The 13,884-nt window shown below is 58.1% G+C and carries 10 protein-coding genes; 3 read left to right on the forward strand and 7 right to left on the reverse strand.

Annotated features, from left to right (window positions below):
* Window positions 1–167 precede the first annotated feature (167 nt).
* The 4 genes from phoH to efeU all read right to left on the reverse strand — a co-directional run bounded on the left by phoH (window position 168) and on the right by efeU (window position 4,747).
* Complete coding sequence (gene phoH, locus IM317_RS15895) at window positions 168–956, reverse strand: phosphate starvation-inducible protein PhoH (protein ID WP_024908976.1); 789 nt, start codon at window positions 954–956, stop codon at window positions 168–170.
* Window positions 957–1,456: 500 nt separating this feature from the next.
* Window positions 1,457–2,740 carry an iron uptake transporter deferrochelatase/peroxidase subunit gene (gene efeB, locus IM317_RS15900; RefSeq protein WP_033145174.1) on the reverse strand — a complete coding sequence of 428 codons (1,284 nt, stop codon included), beginning with the start codon at window positions 2,738–2,740 and terminating at the stop codon, window positions 1,457–1,459.
* A gap of 5 nt (window positions 2,741–2,745) precedes the next feature.
* A complete protein-coding gene (gene efeO / locus IM317_RS15905; RefSeq protein WP_033145173.1) occupies window positions 2,746–3,873 on the reverse strand; it encodes an iron uptake system protein EfeO in 1,128 nt (375 codons plus the stop codon).
* 40 nt (window positions 3,874–3,913) lie between these two features.
* Complete coding sequence (gene efeU, locus IM317_RS15910; RefSeq protein ID WP_033145172.1) at window positions 3,914–4,747, reverse strand: iron uptake transporter permease EfeU; 834 nt, start codon at window positions 4,745–4,747, stop codon at window positions 3,914–3,916.
* 251 nt (window positions 4,748–4,998) lie between these two features.
* Between efeU and IM317_RS15915 the strand changes: the two genes are divergently transcribed.
* On the forward strand, window positions 4,999–6,183 hold the full coding sequence (locus IM317_RS15915; RefSeq protein ID WP_029740188.1) for a NupC/NupG family nucleoside CNT transporter: 1,185 nt from the start codon (window positions 4,999–5,001) through the stop codon (window positions 6,181–6,183).
* A 70-nt stretch (window positions 6,184–6,253) separates the two neighbouring features.
* Here IM317_RS15915 and IM317_RS15920 read toward each other — a convergent pair whose 3' ends face one another.
* Both IM317_RS15920 and putP read right to left on the reverse strand, forming a co-directional pair.
* Window positions 6,254–6,673, reverse strand: a complete 420-nt coding sequence (locus tag IM317_RS15920) for a DUF3574 domain-containing protein (RefSeq protein WP_028019107.1) — start codon at window positions 6,671–6,673, stop codon at window positions 6,254–6,256.
* Between the two features lie 116 nt (window positions 6,674–6,789).
* The gene (gene putP, locus IM317_RS15925) at window positions 6,790–8,298 is read right to left on the reverse strand and encodes a sodium/proline symporter PutP (protein ID WP_033145171.1); all 1,509 of its coding nucleotides are present in this window, start codon (window positions 8,296–8,298) and stop codon (window positions 6,790–6,792) included.
* Window positions 8,299–8,720: 422 nt separating this feature from the next.
* On the opposite strand from putP, the gene putA reads away from it, so the two are divergent.
* Window positions 8,721–12,683, forward strand: a complete 3,963-nt coding sequence (putA, locus tag IM317_RS15930) for a trifunctional transcriptional regulator/proline dehydrogenase/L-glutamate gamma-semialdehyde dehydrogenase (protein WP_033145170.1) — start codon at window positions 8,721–8,723, stop codon at window positions 12,681–12,683.
* A gap of 51 nt (window positions 12,684–12,734) precedes the next feature.
* Complete coding sequence (locus tag IM317_RS15935) at window positions 12,735–13,127, forward strand: lysozyme inhibitor LprI family protein (RefSeq protein WP_033145169.1); 393 nt, start codon at window positions 12,735–12,737, stop codon at window positions 13,125–13,127.
* Window positions 13,128–13,200: 73 nt separating this feature from the next.
* Here the strand turns inward: IM317_RS15935 and rutR are convergent, their stop codons facing one another.
* Window positions 13,201–13,839 (reverse strand): HTH-type transcriptional regulator RutR, encoded by a 639-nt coding sequence (gene rutR, locus IM317_RS15940; protein ID WP_032658081.1) that lies wholly within the window; start codon window positions 13,837–13,839, stop codon window positions 13,201–13,203.
* Window positions 13,840–13,884: the final 45 nt, after the last annotated feature.

The following is a 13,884-nucleotide window of genomic DNA, read 5'->3' on the forward strand; positions in this document are numbered from 1 at the left end:
CTTTTTTTTCGCATGTTGCACACCTCTGGTGGGATGAGAATCCCCCGGTGCTATATGCAGCCCGGTGCGGCCTGAGCCCCTCACCCTGCCCCTCTCCCCAGGGGAGAGGGGATAAAAAGCACAAAAAACAAAGCCCGGTTTCCCGGGCCTTGAACACAACAGCAAACTCAATAATACGCTTGCAGCGTGCGCTGACAGAGCGCGGAACGCACGCAGTCCTCTTTGGTGAAGCGTACCACCCCAATCATCTCATCTTCCTCAAAACGTGACATGGCGTCGCTCAGCCCGGATTTCACGCCGGATGGCAGGTCACACTGGGTAATATCGCCGTTAACGATAACCGTCACGTTCTCCCCGAGGCGCGTTAAAAACATCTTCATTTGCGCAGCGGTCACGTTCTGAGCCTCGTCAAGAATGACGACCGCATTTTCAAATGTACGTCCGCGCATATAGGCGAACGGCGCGATTTCCACCTTGCCAATCTCTGGTCGCAGGCAGTACTGCATAAAGGATGCACCCAGTCGCTTCACCAGCACGTCATAGACGGGCCTGAAGTACGGAGCAAACTTCTCCGAAATATCTCCGGGGAGGAAGCCGAGATCTTCATCAGCCTGCAGTACAGGACGAGTAACAATAATGCGCTCCACATCCTTATGAATCAGCGCTTCCGCCGCTTTGGCTGCACTGATCCAGGTTTTCCCGCATCCGGCTTCACCGGTTGCAAAGATGAGCTGTTTACTCTCGATAGCATTCAGGTAGTGCGCCTGAGCCTCATTGCGCGCCACAATTGGAGAATTATCACGGCTGTCTCGGGCCATGCCAATTGCTTCTACGCCACTCATCTGCACAAGCGAGGTGACCGATTCTTCTTCACGCTGTTTATGGCTACGTGAATCCCGTCTCAGCACACGTTTTGCTTCGCGACGAGCTTTGATCACTGCTTTTTGTCTTCCCATGGATAGCACCTTGAGTTGTTGGTATTCATCACACGCGCCAGCTTCGGCACGATTATGCGCACGAACATCAGAGGGTTGGCTTCCTTGTAAGCCATTGCTTGCTTTATCGGATAACGATACGGAACAGCTACGCGCACCGTTCTGCACGTCGGTCGAATCAGATTCTTGAGGAAGGGGGGAGAATTTAGTGGTGAGGAAATCGCTGCCGGAGTCTGAGCCTCCGCGCCGGGTGCTGCGGTTGTTATGTTTACCTTGTCCAGTACAGGACGCAACCATTCGCGATCTCCATAGTGATTCAGCATCACTGCCGGGAACTACCGCTGTCTTATCTTAAGTACATCAGGAGTTATCATAAATGCAACATTTATTTTACCTGAATGCAACTTTTAAGACTGTCCCTACAGGTGAAATCAGTCTCATATAGAAATATTACAGAAATATAACAGGAGGATAGTCATATGAAAAAATAATGTCCCCGCGAACGGTTGCGGGGACAATTATCAGGCTTCAATAAGACCTTGAGCGAGGTATGCGTTCCGATCGCGCACGCCCGGCAGGGCAAAGAAATAGCCGCCGCCGATAGGCTTAATGTACTCTTCCAGCGCTTCGCCGTTGAGCCGCTTCTGCACGGTCAGGAAGCCTTTCTCCAGATCGTGCTGATAGCAGACGAACAGCAGCCCCATATCAAGCTGTCCGGCGTTGGTCACGCCGAGCGAATAGCTGTAGCCACGACGCATCATCAGGCTGGACTGCGTCTCTTTGGTGCGCGGATTGGCCAGACGAATGTGGCTGTCCAGCGCGATGGTATCCCCATTGGGATCGCTGGCGTAGTCGGGCACGTCATGCTCGTTCTTCATGCCGAGCGGCGCGCCGCTTTGCTTATCGCGACCAAAGATCGTCTGCTGTTCTTTCAGCGGCGTGCGATCCCAGAACTCCACGTGGAACTGGATAATCCGCACCGCCTGATAGCTGCCGCCCACCGCCCATGCCGGTTCGCCCTGATCCGCCGTCACCCATACGACGTCTTTCATCAACGCCGCATCGCTGCTGTCCGGGTTGGCCGTACCGTCCTTAAAGCCCAGCAGGTTCACCGGGGTCTCTTTCCCTTTACTGCGGGCGGCGTGGTCCGAGATAAAACCTTCCCGCTTCCAGCGCACGCTCAGCAGATCCGGCGTGTGCTTGATGATATCGCGCAGGGCATGGATCACCGTGTCCTGGGTATTGGCACAAATCTGCAGGAGCAGGTCGCCATGACACAGCGCCGCGTCCAGGGAGTCATTCGGGAAACGCGTCATTTTCTGCAGCGCTTTCGGCTTCTGTTTTGCCAGCCCATAGCGCGCATCAAACAGCGACTCACCGAGCGAAACGGTAATGGTCAGGTTATCCGGGGCGATAAACGGCCCCAGAATGCCGGAGTCCATTGGCGGCAGACGCGGGTTCGGCGTATCGGGCGCCGGTCCGCCTGCGGTGAGAAACGCGATGCGCGTCGTCAGCAGGCGGAACAGGCGCTCCAGATCGGCTTTATCGCTGGCCAGCGAATCAAAGGCCACCAGCATCATGGACGCCTGCTGCGGCGTCAGGATGCCCGACTGATGCTCGCCATAAAATGGCTGCGTCTCCATGCGGGCATTGGGTGACAGCGTGCCGGGCGCGCTCTGCGGTTTCGCCGCATGCGCTACCGGACAGCCACCGGCCAGAGCAAGAGCGCCCCCCAGCGCCCCTACTCCTTTTAACAATCGACGACGTGAAGGCTCAACCACATCGTTCTCGTTATGCTTATTCATCGTGCTTAGTCCAGACCCAGTACGCCGCGCAGCAGAGAGAGATCTTCCGCCAGGGCGGTAATCGGGCCTTTCAGCGCGTTACGGTCGGCATCGGTCAGCTTGTCGTAGGTTTCAAACCCGTCTTTAGTCCGGTACTTCGCCAGAATGGTGTCGACTTTTTTGAAGTTGGCATCCACTTTGGCCAGCAGTTCGCCGTTCTCTTTCTGCAGCTGAGGACGCAGCAGGTTAACAATTTTCTGCGCGCCGTCGACGTTGGCCTGGAAGTCCCACAGATCGGTATGGCTGTAGCGATCTTCTTCGCCGCTGATTTTGCTCGCGGCCACTTCTTCAATCAGACCAGCCGCGCCGCCCACCACTTTTGACGGCGGGAAGGCCAGCTCGCTGATGCGCTTTTGCAGCTCCAGCACGTCGCCGTTCAGCTGCGCGGCGTATTTCTCCATCCCTTTGGTAGAGTTGTCGCCAAACAGGGCTTTCTCCAGACGGTGGAAACCGGTGAATTTCGGATCGGCGGCTTTCTGCTCGTAATCATCTTCGCGGGCATCAATGCTGCCATCAAGGTCAGAGAACAGTTCGGCAATCGGCTCGATGCGCTCGTAGTGCTGACGGGTTGGCGCATACAGGGATTTCGCTTTTTCGATATCACCGGCCTTCACCGCATCGGTAAAGGCTTTGGTTGCCGCCGCCAGGTCCGCCGTCTCTTTCGTGACATAGGCTTTGTACGCCGTAATCGCGTCGCCCAGGCTCAGCACCGCAGCACCTTTCACCGCATCGGCCGTCGCTTCACCTTTGACGATCAGCTTCCCTTTAGGGTTGGTCAGCAGGCCGCAGGTCATCTCATACTCGCCCGGCTGCAGGTTGGCGGTCATCTTCTGGCTGAAGCCAGGGGCGATGTTTTCACGCTCCTCCACCACCAGGACCCCTTTCAGGATCTCCCACTCCAGCGCTTTCTGGCTGTGGTTCTGAATAATAAACTGGGTTTTGCCGCTGTTCACCGTGAGGGTCATCGGCTCACACTGCTTATCATTAACGGTGACTTTAACCTGAGGAACATCCGCGCCCCAGGCGGAGAATGCAGAAGCGAACAGCGCGGCAATGCCTGCGCATAACGCACTACGACGGAACTGAATTGCCATGACTCTTCCCTTTAAAAGTATGTTGTAACTAAAACAAAAATTATGGCGTAACGCGCGACGCCTGCGTGCCGGTACGCGGCGGCATTGCGAACAGCACCAGCGCCGGAACCAGATAGATAAAGTACATCGCCACTTCGCTGACGCTCGGCGTTTCCTGATAGCCGAAGATACCTTCGAGCAGGGTGCCGGTCAGAGAGTGCGTGGAGAGCACGTTGCTGAGATCGAACGCCACGTCCTGGAAATGGTTCCACAGGCCCGCCTCGTGGAAGGCGCGAATCGCCCCTGCCGCCAGCCCAGCCGCCACCAGCAGAATAAACAGGCTGGTCCACTTGAAGAAGGCGCCCAGGTTCAGGCGAATACCGCCCCAGTAGAGCAGAAAGCCCAGCACAACGGCGGTTGCCAGCCCGAGCATCGCGCCAACCGGCGGCCAGATACCGACATCCTGCTGAAACGCCGCCAGCAGGAAGAAAACGGACTCCAGGCCTTCACGCGCTACGGCAAAAAAGACCATCATGATCAGCGCCCAGCCGTGGTTATTGCCCTTTTGCAGCGCGTTATCCACCGCCTGCTCCAGCTGCACCTTCACGTTACGGGAGACTTTACGCATCCAGAACACCATCCACGTGAGGATCACCACCGCAATCACGGCGACGATCCCTTCGAACAGCTCCTGCTCTTTCTGCGGGAACTCCCCGGTGGTTTCGTTGATGAGGATACCGAGGCCCAGACAGAGTGCCGCGGCAAGGAATACCCCGACCCACATGACGCCAATCCAGCGTCCGCGCTGGGTTCGCTTCAGATAGCTGGCGATGAGGCTCACGATAAGGGCAGCTTCAAGCCCTTCACGTAACATAATGAGAAATGGAACAAACATGCCGACACCTTAAATGTTTATCGCGGTCAACTGATGCAAAGAAAGGTAAATTCTTGTGATAGTGATTATCATTACGGCGAAAAGAAACACAAGCGAAATGTGTGGTGTTTTGATGACGAGTTGTAAACGCCGAGCCTGGTAATAGTTACATACGTTACGTTCAGGTTTATAAGTTATAACGAAAATGCCCATTTACGCTGGTACGGGGCTGTGGCTAAATATCCGCCTCAAACATCTGGTGAAAATTAATTATGTTTAAAATTGTCCATTTCCTGCTGGCGCTGGTCATTATTCTCGCGCTTGCCTGGCTGGTAAGTTTCGACCGCCGAAAAATTCGCATTCGTTATGTTTTACAGCTGATTGTTATTGAAATTGCGCTGGCGTTCTTTTTCCTGCACGCCGAAAGCGGGTTATTCCTGATTAAATATGTTTCCGGCTTCTTTGAGTCACTGCTGAAATTTGCTTCGGAAGGGACCAATTTCGTCTTTGGCGGAATGGGGGAAAAAGGGCTGGCGTTCATTTTCCTCGGCGTGCTTTGCCCAATTATTTTTATTTCCGCGCTGATTGGTATTCTTCAGCACTGGCGGATCCTGCCGATTTTTATTCGGGTCATCGGCACGCTGCTGTCAAAACTGAACGGTATGGGCAAGCTGGAATCCTTTAACGCGGTGAGCTCGCTGATCCTCGGCCAGTCGGAAAACTTCATTGCCTACAAAGGCGTGCTGGGCGATCTCTCCTCTCGTCGTCTCTTCACCATGGCGGCCACGGCCATGTCGACGGTCTCCCTGTCGATTGTCGGCGCCTATATGACCATGCTCGACGCCAAATTTGTCGTCGCGGCGCTGATTCTGAACATGTTCAGCACCTTTATTATTCTCTCCGTCATCAACCCGGCGCGCCCGGAAGCGGAGCCGGATATCAAGCTGGAAAAACTGCATGAATCGCAGAGCTTCTTCGAAATGCTCGGCGAGTATATTCTGGCCGGTTTTAAGGTGGCGATGATTATTCTGGCTATGCTGATCGGCTTTATCGCACTTATTAGCGCCGTTAACGCCCTCTTCTCCAGCGTATTTGGCATGAGCTTCCAGCAGATCCTGGGCTATGTATTTTATCCCCTGGCATGGCTGGTGGGTATTCCGCTGAGTGATGCCTTAAATGCGGGCAGTATTATGGCGACCAAGCTGGTGGCGAATGAATTTGTGGCGATGATTGAGCTGCAAAAAATCGCGCATCAGATGTCCCCGCGCGGGCTGGGCATTTTATCCGTCTTCCTGGTGTCCTTCGCGAACTTCGCGTCCATCGGCATTGTGGCCGGGGCGATTAAGGGCCTTAACGAGCAGCAGGGGAATGTGGTGTCGCGGTTTGGTCTGCGTCTGGTGTACGGCGCGACGCTGGTGAGCCTGCTGTCGGCGAGCTTTGCGGGGTTGGTGCTCTGATGCAATACCGGGTGGCGCTTCGCTTACCCGGCCTACAAAACAACAACGGCGGGATTTCCCGCCGTTTTTATTAGAACTGCACGCACACCGGCTGGTCGACGCGCATCACCGACTCCTGCGCGAAGCGTGATTTATAAATCCCGCGTAACGCTTCGATGTTCTTCTCGCTCTGCGCATCCTTACCGTGGATCAGCATCAGCGCTTTGCTGGGTTCACGCGCCACTTTCCCGTCGTTCCCCAGCCACTGCCCGCGCGCGTCAAACACCGTTAAGCCATCGCGGAAACGCGGCGTCACGTCCTGGTCAACAAACTGCTGCCACTCGTTGCTGGTGATTTGCGCCCCGGCAGGACGATTTAAGCCGAAATAGAGCGTGGTTTGCTGCATCTGGTTATCCGCCTTGCAGGTCTCTACAGCCGCGTGTTGCGATGGCGCCGTGCAGCCAGCGAGCATCAATAGTGCCGCTGCCATTACCCCTGTTTTGATTGTCATGCTTCGCTATCCTCATTGTTATAAGCACAGGGATATCACAGGAAATTACGGATTTTGGCAAGAAAAAAGCCGGGTGCGCTTGCGCTCACCCGGCCTGCATTGTGCTGCGAGAAAAATTATTCTGCCTGGAGCTTAGACGGCGGCGCAGTGTGGTAATGCGCGTCGGCTTCAGCAAAGCGTTTCTGCATGGAGGCAGACGGGGCTTTACCCAGCAGGCTGAACACCACGATGCCGATGCTGCCGAAGATGAAGCCCGGAATGATTTCGTACAGGCCCAGCCACGCGAACTGTTTCCAGACGATAACGGTCAGCGCACCGATGATCATCCCCGCCAGCGCGCCGTTACGGGTCATACGTGACCACATGACGGAGAACAGCACGACCGGACCAAACGCGGCGCCAAAGCCCGCCCACGCGTAGCTCACGAGGCCCAGCACGCGGTTTTCCGGATTGGCCGCCAGCGCGATGGCAATCAGCGCCACCAGCAGCACCATAAAGCGCCCTACCCACACCAGCTCTTTCTGGCTCGCATTTTTACGCAGGAAGGCTTTGTAAAGGTCTTCGGTGATCGCACTGGAGCAAACCAGCAGCTGGCAGCTCAGGGTGGACATCACCGCCGCCAGGATTGCGGAGAGCAGAATACCGGCAATCCACGGGTTAAACAGAATTTGCGCCAGCTCGATGAACACGCGCTCGGCGTTCTGGTTGACCGCGCCCGCCTGCGCCGGGTTGTTGTTGAAGTACGCGATGCCGAAGAAGCCGACCGCACACGCCCCTGCCAGACACAGGATCATCCACGTCATGCTGATGCGACGGGCATGCACGATGGTGTGGTGAGAATCCGCCGCCATAAAGCGCGCCAGGATATGCGGCTGACCGAAGTAGCCCAGGCCCCAGCCCATCAGGGAGACGATGGCCACGAAGTTCAGCCCTTTCAGCATGTCGACGTTTTCGATGCTCTTCTGCTTGATCACTTCCAGCGATTCGCCAAAGCCGCCAACGGTGAAAATCACAATCACCGGGGTCAGGATCAGGGCGAAGATCATCAGGCTCGCCTGCACGGTGTCGGTCCAGCTTACCGCCAGGAACCCGCCCACGAAGGTATAGAGGATGGTCGCCGCCGCACCGGCCCACAGGGCGGTTTCGTAGCTCATGCCGAAGGTGCTTTCGAACAGACGCGCGCCGGCCACGATGCCGGAGGCGCAGTAGATGGTGAAGAACAGCAGGATAACCACCGCAGAGATAATGCGCAGGATGCGGCTGTTATCTTCAAAACGTCCGGTGAAATAATCCGGCAGCGTCAGGGCGTTGTTGTTGGCCTCGGTATGCACGCGCAGACGGCCTGCCACCAGCTTCCAGTTGATCCATGCGCCCGCGGTCAGACCGATGGCGATCCAGCTTTCAGAGATACCGGAGATGAAAATCGCGCCGGGCAGCCCCATCAGCAGCCAGCCGCTCATGTCGGAGGCGCCCGCAGAGAGTGCGGTCACCATCGGGCCTAAACTGCGTCCGCCCAGAATGTAGTCGTCAAAGTTCTTTGTAGAACGCCACGCCAAAAACCCTATCAGGATCATGCCAAAAATATAAACGAGAAATGTCACCAGCATCGGTGTGCTAATAGCCATTCAAATTCTCCAAAATGTCGAGCGACAACCATCCGGGCTGCCTTGTTATATGATCACCGGAACGAGGTGAATGTATCTTGTGTTTCGGTTGGGCGCGCTATCCTGCCGTATGCGCCTTCCGCTGACAAACGATTTAACACTGCATTTACATCAATTTCATCCCCGGTTTGATACGAGTTTTCTATAGGTTGCACTCGCTCACGCTTTTACGGGTTGCACCTTTGAAAAGTGTTAACTACCGCATAAAACCAGGCTTCCCGCACAAAAGCCAGCGCGTTTTTCCAGCTAACCATTCGTTAACAATCCATTCATTTTCCGGGTTGCAAACCAGGTCACATTTAACACGGTTGCACAAAGTTGCAACATGGTGGATATTTCACGCTATCAACAGAATGCTATTACAGAACAACAGGAGCTTTGGCATGGGTATGACCACCATGGGGGTTAAGCTGGATGACGCAACCCGCGAACGGATTAAGACCGCAGCAACCCGCATTGACCGCACGCCGCACTGGTTAATTAAGCAGGCGATTTTTAACTATCTCGAAAGACTCGAGAGCGATGAGGGTCTGCCGGAGCTGCCTGCCCTACTGGCCGGCGCGGCGAACGAAAGCGAGGAGGCTCCAGCCGCTGGCGACGAGAACCATCAGCCGTTCCTCGAATTCGCCGAGCAGATCCTGCCGCAGTCCGTCAGCCGTGCCGCCATTACCGGCGCCTACCGCCGTGCCGAAACCGACGCCGTGCCGATGCTGCTGGAGCAGGCCCGCCTGCCGGAAGCCATTGCCGCACAGGCGCACAGCCTGGCGTATCAGTTAGCCGACAAGCTGCGCAACCAGAAAACCGCCACCGGCCGCGCCGGGATGGTTCAGGGTCTGCTGCAGGAGTTTTCCCTCTCCTCTCAGGAAGGCGTGGCGCTGATGTGCCTCGCGGAAGCGCTGCTGCGTATTCCGGATAAAGCCACCCGCGACGCGCTGATCCGCGACAAGATCAGCAACGGCAACTGGCATTCCCACATTGGCCGCAGCCCGTCGCTGTTCGTTAACGCCGCCACCTGGGGCCTGCTGTTTACCGGCAAACTGGTCTCCACCCATAACGAAGCCAACCTCTCCCGCTCCCTGAACCGCATCATCGGCAAGAGCGGCGAGCCGCTGATCCGCAAAGGCGTGGACATGGCGATGCGCCTGATGGGCGAGCAGTTTGTGACCGGGGAAACCATTGCCGAAGCGCTGGCGAACGCCCGCAAGCTGGAAGATAAAGGTTTCCGCTACTCGTACGACATGCTGGGCGAAGCGGCCCTGACCGCCGCCGACGCGCAGGCCTACATGGTCTCTTACCAGCAGGCGATCCACGCCATTGGTAAAGCGTCCAACGGTCGCGGTATTTATGAAGGCCCGGGCATCTCTATCAAGCTCTCTGCCCTGCACCCGCGCTACAGCCGCGCGCAGTACGACCGGGTGATGGAAGAACTCTACCCGCGCCTGAAGTCCCTGACCCTGCTGGCGCGCCAGTATGACATCGGCATTAACATCGACGCCGAAGAGGCCGACCGTCTGGAGATCTCCCTCGATCTGCTGGAAAAACTGTGCTTCGAGCCGGAGCTGGCAGGCTGGAACGGCATTGGCTTCGTTATCCAGGCCTACCAGAAGCGCTGCCCGTTCGTCATTGATTACCTGATTGACCTGGCAAGCCGCAGCCGCCGTCGCCTGATGATCCGTCTGGTGAAAGGCGCCTACTGGGACAGCGAAATCAAACGCGCCCAGATGGAAGGGCTGGAAGGCTATCCGGTCTATACCCGCAAGGTTTACACCGACGTCTCTTACCTCGCCTGTGCGAAAAAGCTGCTCGGCGTGCCGAACCTGATCTATCCACAGTTCGCTACCCACAACGCCCACACCCTGGCGGCGATCTACAGCCTGGCCGGGCAAAACTACTATCCGGGCCAGTACGAGTTCCAGTGCCTGCACGGCATGGGTGAACCGCTGTACGAGCAGGTCACCGGTAAAGTGGCGGACGGCAAGCTGAACCGCCCATGCCGAATCTATGCTCCGGTGGGAACGCACGAAACCCTGCTGGCGTACCTGGTGCGTCGTCTGCTGGAAAACGGTGCGAACACCTCTTTCGTTAACCGCATCGCCGATACCACCCTGCCGCTGGACGAGCTGGTGGCCGATCCGGTGCAGGCCGTTGAGAAGATGGCGGCACAGGAAGGCCAGGTTGGCCTGCCGCATCCGAAGATTGCCCTGCCGCGCGAGCTGTACGGCAAAGGCCGCGTCAACTCGGCGGGTCTGGATCTCGCCAACGAACACCGTCTGGCGTCCCTCTCCTCTGCCCTGCTCAACAGCGCGCTGCAGAAGTGGCAGGCCAAACCGATGCTGGAGCAGCCCGTTGCAGACGGCGAAATGCAGCCGGTGATCAACCCGGCCGAGCCGAAGGATATCGTCGGCTACGCGCGAGAAGCGACCGAAGCGGAAGTGGATCAGGCGCTGGACAGCGCGGTGAACAACGCCCCTATCTGGTTTGCCACGCCGCCGCAGGAGCGCGCCGCGATTCTGGAGCGCGCGGCGGTGCTGATGGAAGATCAGATGCAGTCGCTCATCGGCATTCTGGTGCGCGAAGCGGGCAAAACCTTCAGCAACGCCATTGCCGAAGTGCGCGAGGCCGTCGACTTCCTGCACTACTACGCCGGTCAGGTGCGCGATGATTTCGATAACGAAACCCACCGTCCGCTGGGTCCGGTCGTCTGTATCAGCCCGTGGAACTTCCCGCTGGCGATCTTCACCGGCCAGATTGCCGCCGCGCTGGCCGCAGGCAACAGCGTGCTGGCAAAACCGGCAGAGCAGACCCCGCTGATTGCCGCGCAGGGCATCAGCATTCTTCTGGAAGCCGGCGTGCCGGCGGGCGTGGTTCAGCTGCTGCCGGGCCGTGGTGAAACGGTCGGTGCCAAACTGACCTCCAATAACCGCGTGCGCGGCGTGATGTTCACCGGTTCGACCGAAGTGGCGTCTCTGCTGCAGCGCAACATTGCCACCCGTCTGGATGCGCAGGGCCGTCCTACGCCGCTCATCGCGGAAACCGGCGGGATGAACGCCATGATCGTTGACTCCTCTGCCCTTACCGAGCAGGTGGTGGTCGACGTGCTGGCCTCCGCGTTCGACAGCGCCGGTCAGCGCTGCTCCGCCCTGCGCGTGCTGTGCCTGCAGGACGACGTGGCGGACCACACGCTGAAGATGCTGCGCGGCGCGATGGCCGAATGCCGCATGGGCAACCCGGGCCGTCTCACTACCGATATCGGGCCGGTGATCGACACGGAAGCCAAAGCCAACATCGAAAACCACATTCAGACCATGCGCGCGAAAGGCCGTCCGGTGTTCCAGGCGGTCCGCGAGAACAGCGAAGATGCCCGCGAATGGCGGACCGGCACCTTTGTGCCGCCAACGCTGATTGAGCTGGCAAGCTTCGACGAGCTGAAAAAAGAGGTCTTCGGCCCGGTGCTGCACGTGGTGCGCTACAACCGTAACAACCTGAACGAGCTGGTTGAGCAGATCAACGCCTCCGGCTATGGCCTGACGCTCGGCGTGCATACCCGTATCGACGAGACTATCGCGCAGGTGACCGGCAGCGCCAAAGTGGGCAACCTGTACGTTAACCGCAACATGGTTGGCGCGGTCGTGGGCGTGCAGCCGTTCGGCGGCGAAGGCCTTTCCGGCACCGGTCCGAAAGCGGGCGGTCCGCTCTACCTGTACCGTCTGCTGGCGAACCGTCCGGAGAACGCCCTGGGCGTCACCCTGGCACGCCAGGATGCGGACTATCCGGTGGATGCGCAGCTGAAAACCGTGCTGACCCAGCCGCTGGAGGCGCTCATTACATGGGCAGAAAAACGTCCTGAACTGCGTGCCGTCGCGAAGCAGTACGGCGAGCTGGCGCAGGCGGGCACGCAGCGTCTGCTGCCGGGGCCAACCGGCGAGCGCAACACCTGGACGCTGATGCCGCGCGAGCGCGTGCTGTGCGTGGCCGATAACGAGCAGGACGCGCTGGTGCAGCTGGCCGCCGCCATGGCAACCGGCTGTGAAGTGCTGTGGCCGGAAGATGCCCTGCATCGCGATCTCGCCAAACAGCTGCCGAAGGCGGTCTCGGCCCGCATTCGCTTCGCGAAAGCCGATAGCCTGCTGACCCAGCCGTTTGATGCGGTGATCTACCACGGTGATTCCGATCAGCTGCGCGAACTGTGCGAGCAGGTTGCGGCCCGCAGCGGCGCCATCGTTTCCGTGCAGGGCTTTGCGCGCGGGGAAACTAACCTGCTGCTGGAGCGTCTGTACGTGGAGCGCTCGCTCAGCGTCAACACCGCGGCGGCAGGCGGTAACGCCAGCCTGATGACAATAGGCTAACGCTGTGCTAATAAGGCTCCGGAGACGGAGCCTTATTTTTTTGGGGAGTATATGAAACGATTTCTTATCGCCAGTGCGGCACTGCTGCTGAGCGCCAGCGCGCTGGCCGACGAGTGCGACAACGCGACCACCCAGCTTGAACTGAATACCTGTAGCGCGCAGCAGTACCAGGCTGCCGATAAAAAACTCAACCAGACGTATCAGGCCGCCATCAAACGCGCGGCAGCTCCTCAGCGCGACCTGCTGAAAAAAGCGCAGCTGGCGTGGATTACCCTGCGCGATGCGGACTGCGCGTTTATCGGTTCGGGGACGGAAGGCGGTAGCGTCCAGCCAATGATTGTTAACCAGTGTCTGGCGGAGAAAACCGTGGAGCGAGAAGCGTTTCTGGCCTCGCTGATGCAGTGTGAAGAGGGCGACTTAAGCTGCCCTCTCCCGCCGGGCTGAGGGATCCCCACAAAATAATACCTGCGCGGACGACCCCCTCTCCCTTGAGGGAGAGGGCTGGGGTGAGGGGAAACTAGCGCAGGCGGATCCCTTCGATAATCATCCGCTGCACGTTTTCCAGGGTGCTGTGGAAAAACGCCTCGTCCTGGAGCGTTTTACCGGTCACCGCCTCAACCTGGGCCGCAAAGTCAGCGTAATGCTGGGTGGAGGCCCAGATCATAAAGATCAGATGATGCGGGTCGACCGGGGCCAGTTTTCCGCTGGCGACCCATCCGGCAATAATGGCCGACTTATCGTCCACCAGCTGCTTTAAATCTCCGGTTAATTCCGCCTGCAGCAGCGGCGCGCCCTGCAGCATCTCAAGACAAAACAGTCGCGACGCCTGCGGGTAATCGCGCGACACCTCCAGCTTCAGGCGAATGTACTCTTTGATCGCCACCAGCGGGGCCAGCTCCGCGCGGAACGCTTTGAGGGGCGCCAGCCAGATATCGAGGATCTGCTGCATCACCGCCACATAGAGCGCCTCTTTCGACGGGTAATAGTAAAGCAGATTGGTTTTGGATACGCCGGACTGCTCCGCCACCTGCTCCAGGCGCGTGCCGTGAATACCAAACTGCGAAAAAGTCTCGAGCGCCGCGCTGAGGATCGCCTGCTTCTTGGCGCTCACCGCCTGCGAACGTTTACCTGGTGTTTTCACTGCGCCTTGTGCCATTCCCGCTCTCCTTATTCTGCGTTGCCCTCAGCATAGCAAAACCCC

The organism is Enterobacter cloacae complex sp. S3 (genome assembly GCF_014930495.1).
GTDB classification, from domain to species: Bacteria; Pseudomonadota; Gammaproteobacteria; order Enterobacterales; family Enterobacteriaceae; genus Enterobacter; species Enterobacter asburiae_B.

Coding starts and splice junctions, on each gene's coding strand:
- phoH (WP_024908976.1), bottom strand. CDS start 956: ATGGGAAGACAAAAAGCAGTGATCAAAGCTCGTCGCGAAGCAAAACGT.
- efeB (WP_033145174.1), bottom strand. CDS start 2,740: ATGAATAAGCATAACGAGAACGATGTGGTTGAGCCTTCACGTCGTCGA.
- efeO (WP_033145173.1), bottom strand. CDS start 3,873: ATGGCAATTCAGTTCCGTCGTAGTGCGTTATGCGCAGGCATTGCCGCG.
- efeU (WP_033145172.1), bottom strand. CDS start 4,747: ATGTTTGTTCCATTTCTCATTATGTTACGTGAAGGGCTTGAAGCTGCC.
- IM317_RS15915 (WP_029740188.1), top strand. CDS start 4,999: ATGTTTAAAATTGTCCATTTCCTGCTGGCGCTGGTCATTATTCTCGCG.
- IM317_RS15920 (WP_028019107.1), bottom strand. CDS start 6,673: ATGACAATCAAAACAGGGGTAATGGCAGCGGCACTATTGATGCTCGCT.
- putP (WP_033145171.1), bottom strand. CDS start 8,298: ATGGCTATTAGCACACCGATGCTGGTGACATTTCTCGTTTATATTTTT.
- putA (WP_033145170.1), top strand. CDS start 8,721: ATGGGTATGACCACCATGGGGGTTAAGCTGGATGACGCAACCCGCGAA.
- IM317_RS15935 (WP_033145169.1), top strand. CDS start 12,735: ATGAAACGATTTCTTATCGCCAGTGCGGCACTGCTGCTGAGCGCCAGC.
- rutR (WP_032658081.1), bottom strand. CDS start 13,839: ATGGCACAAGGCGCAGTGAAAACACCAGGTAAACGTTCGCAGGCGGTG.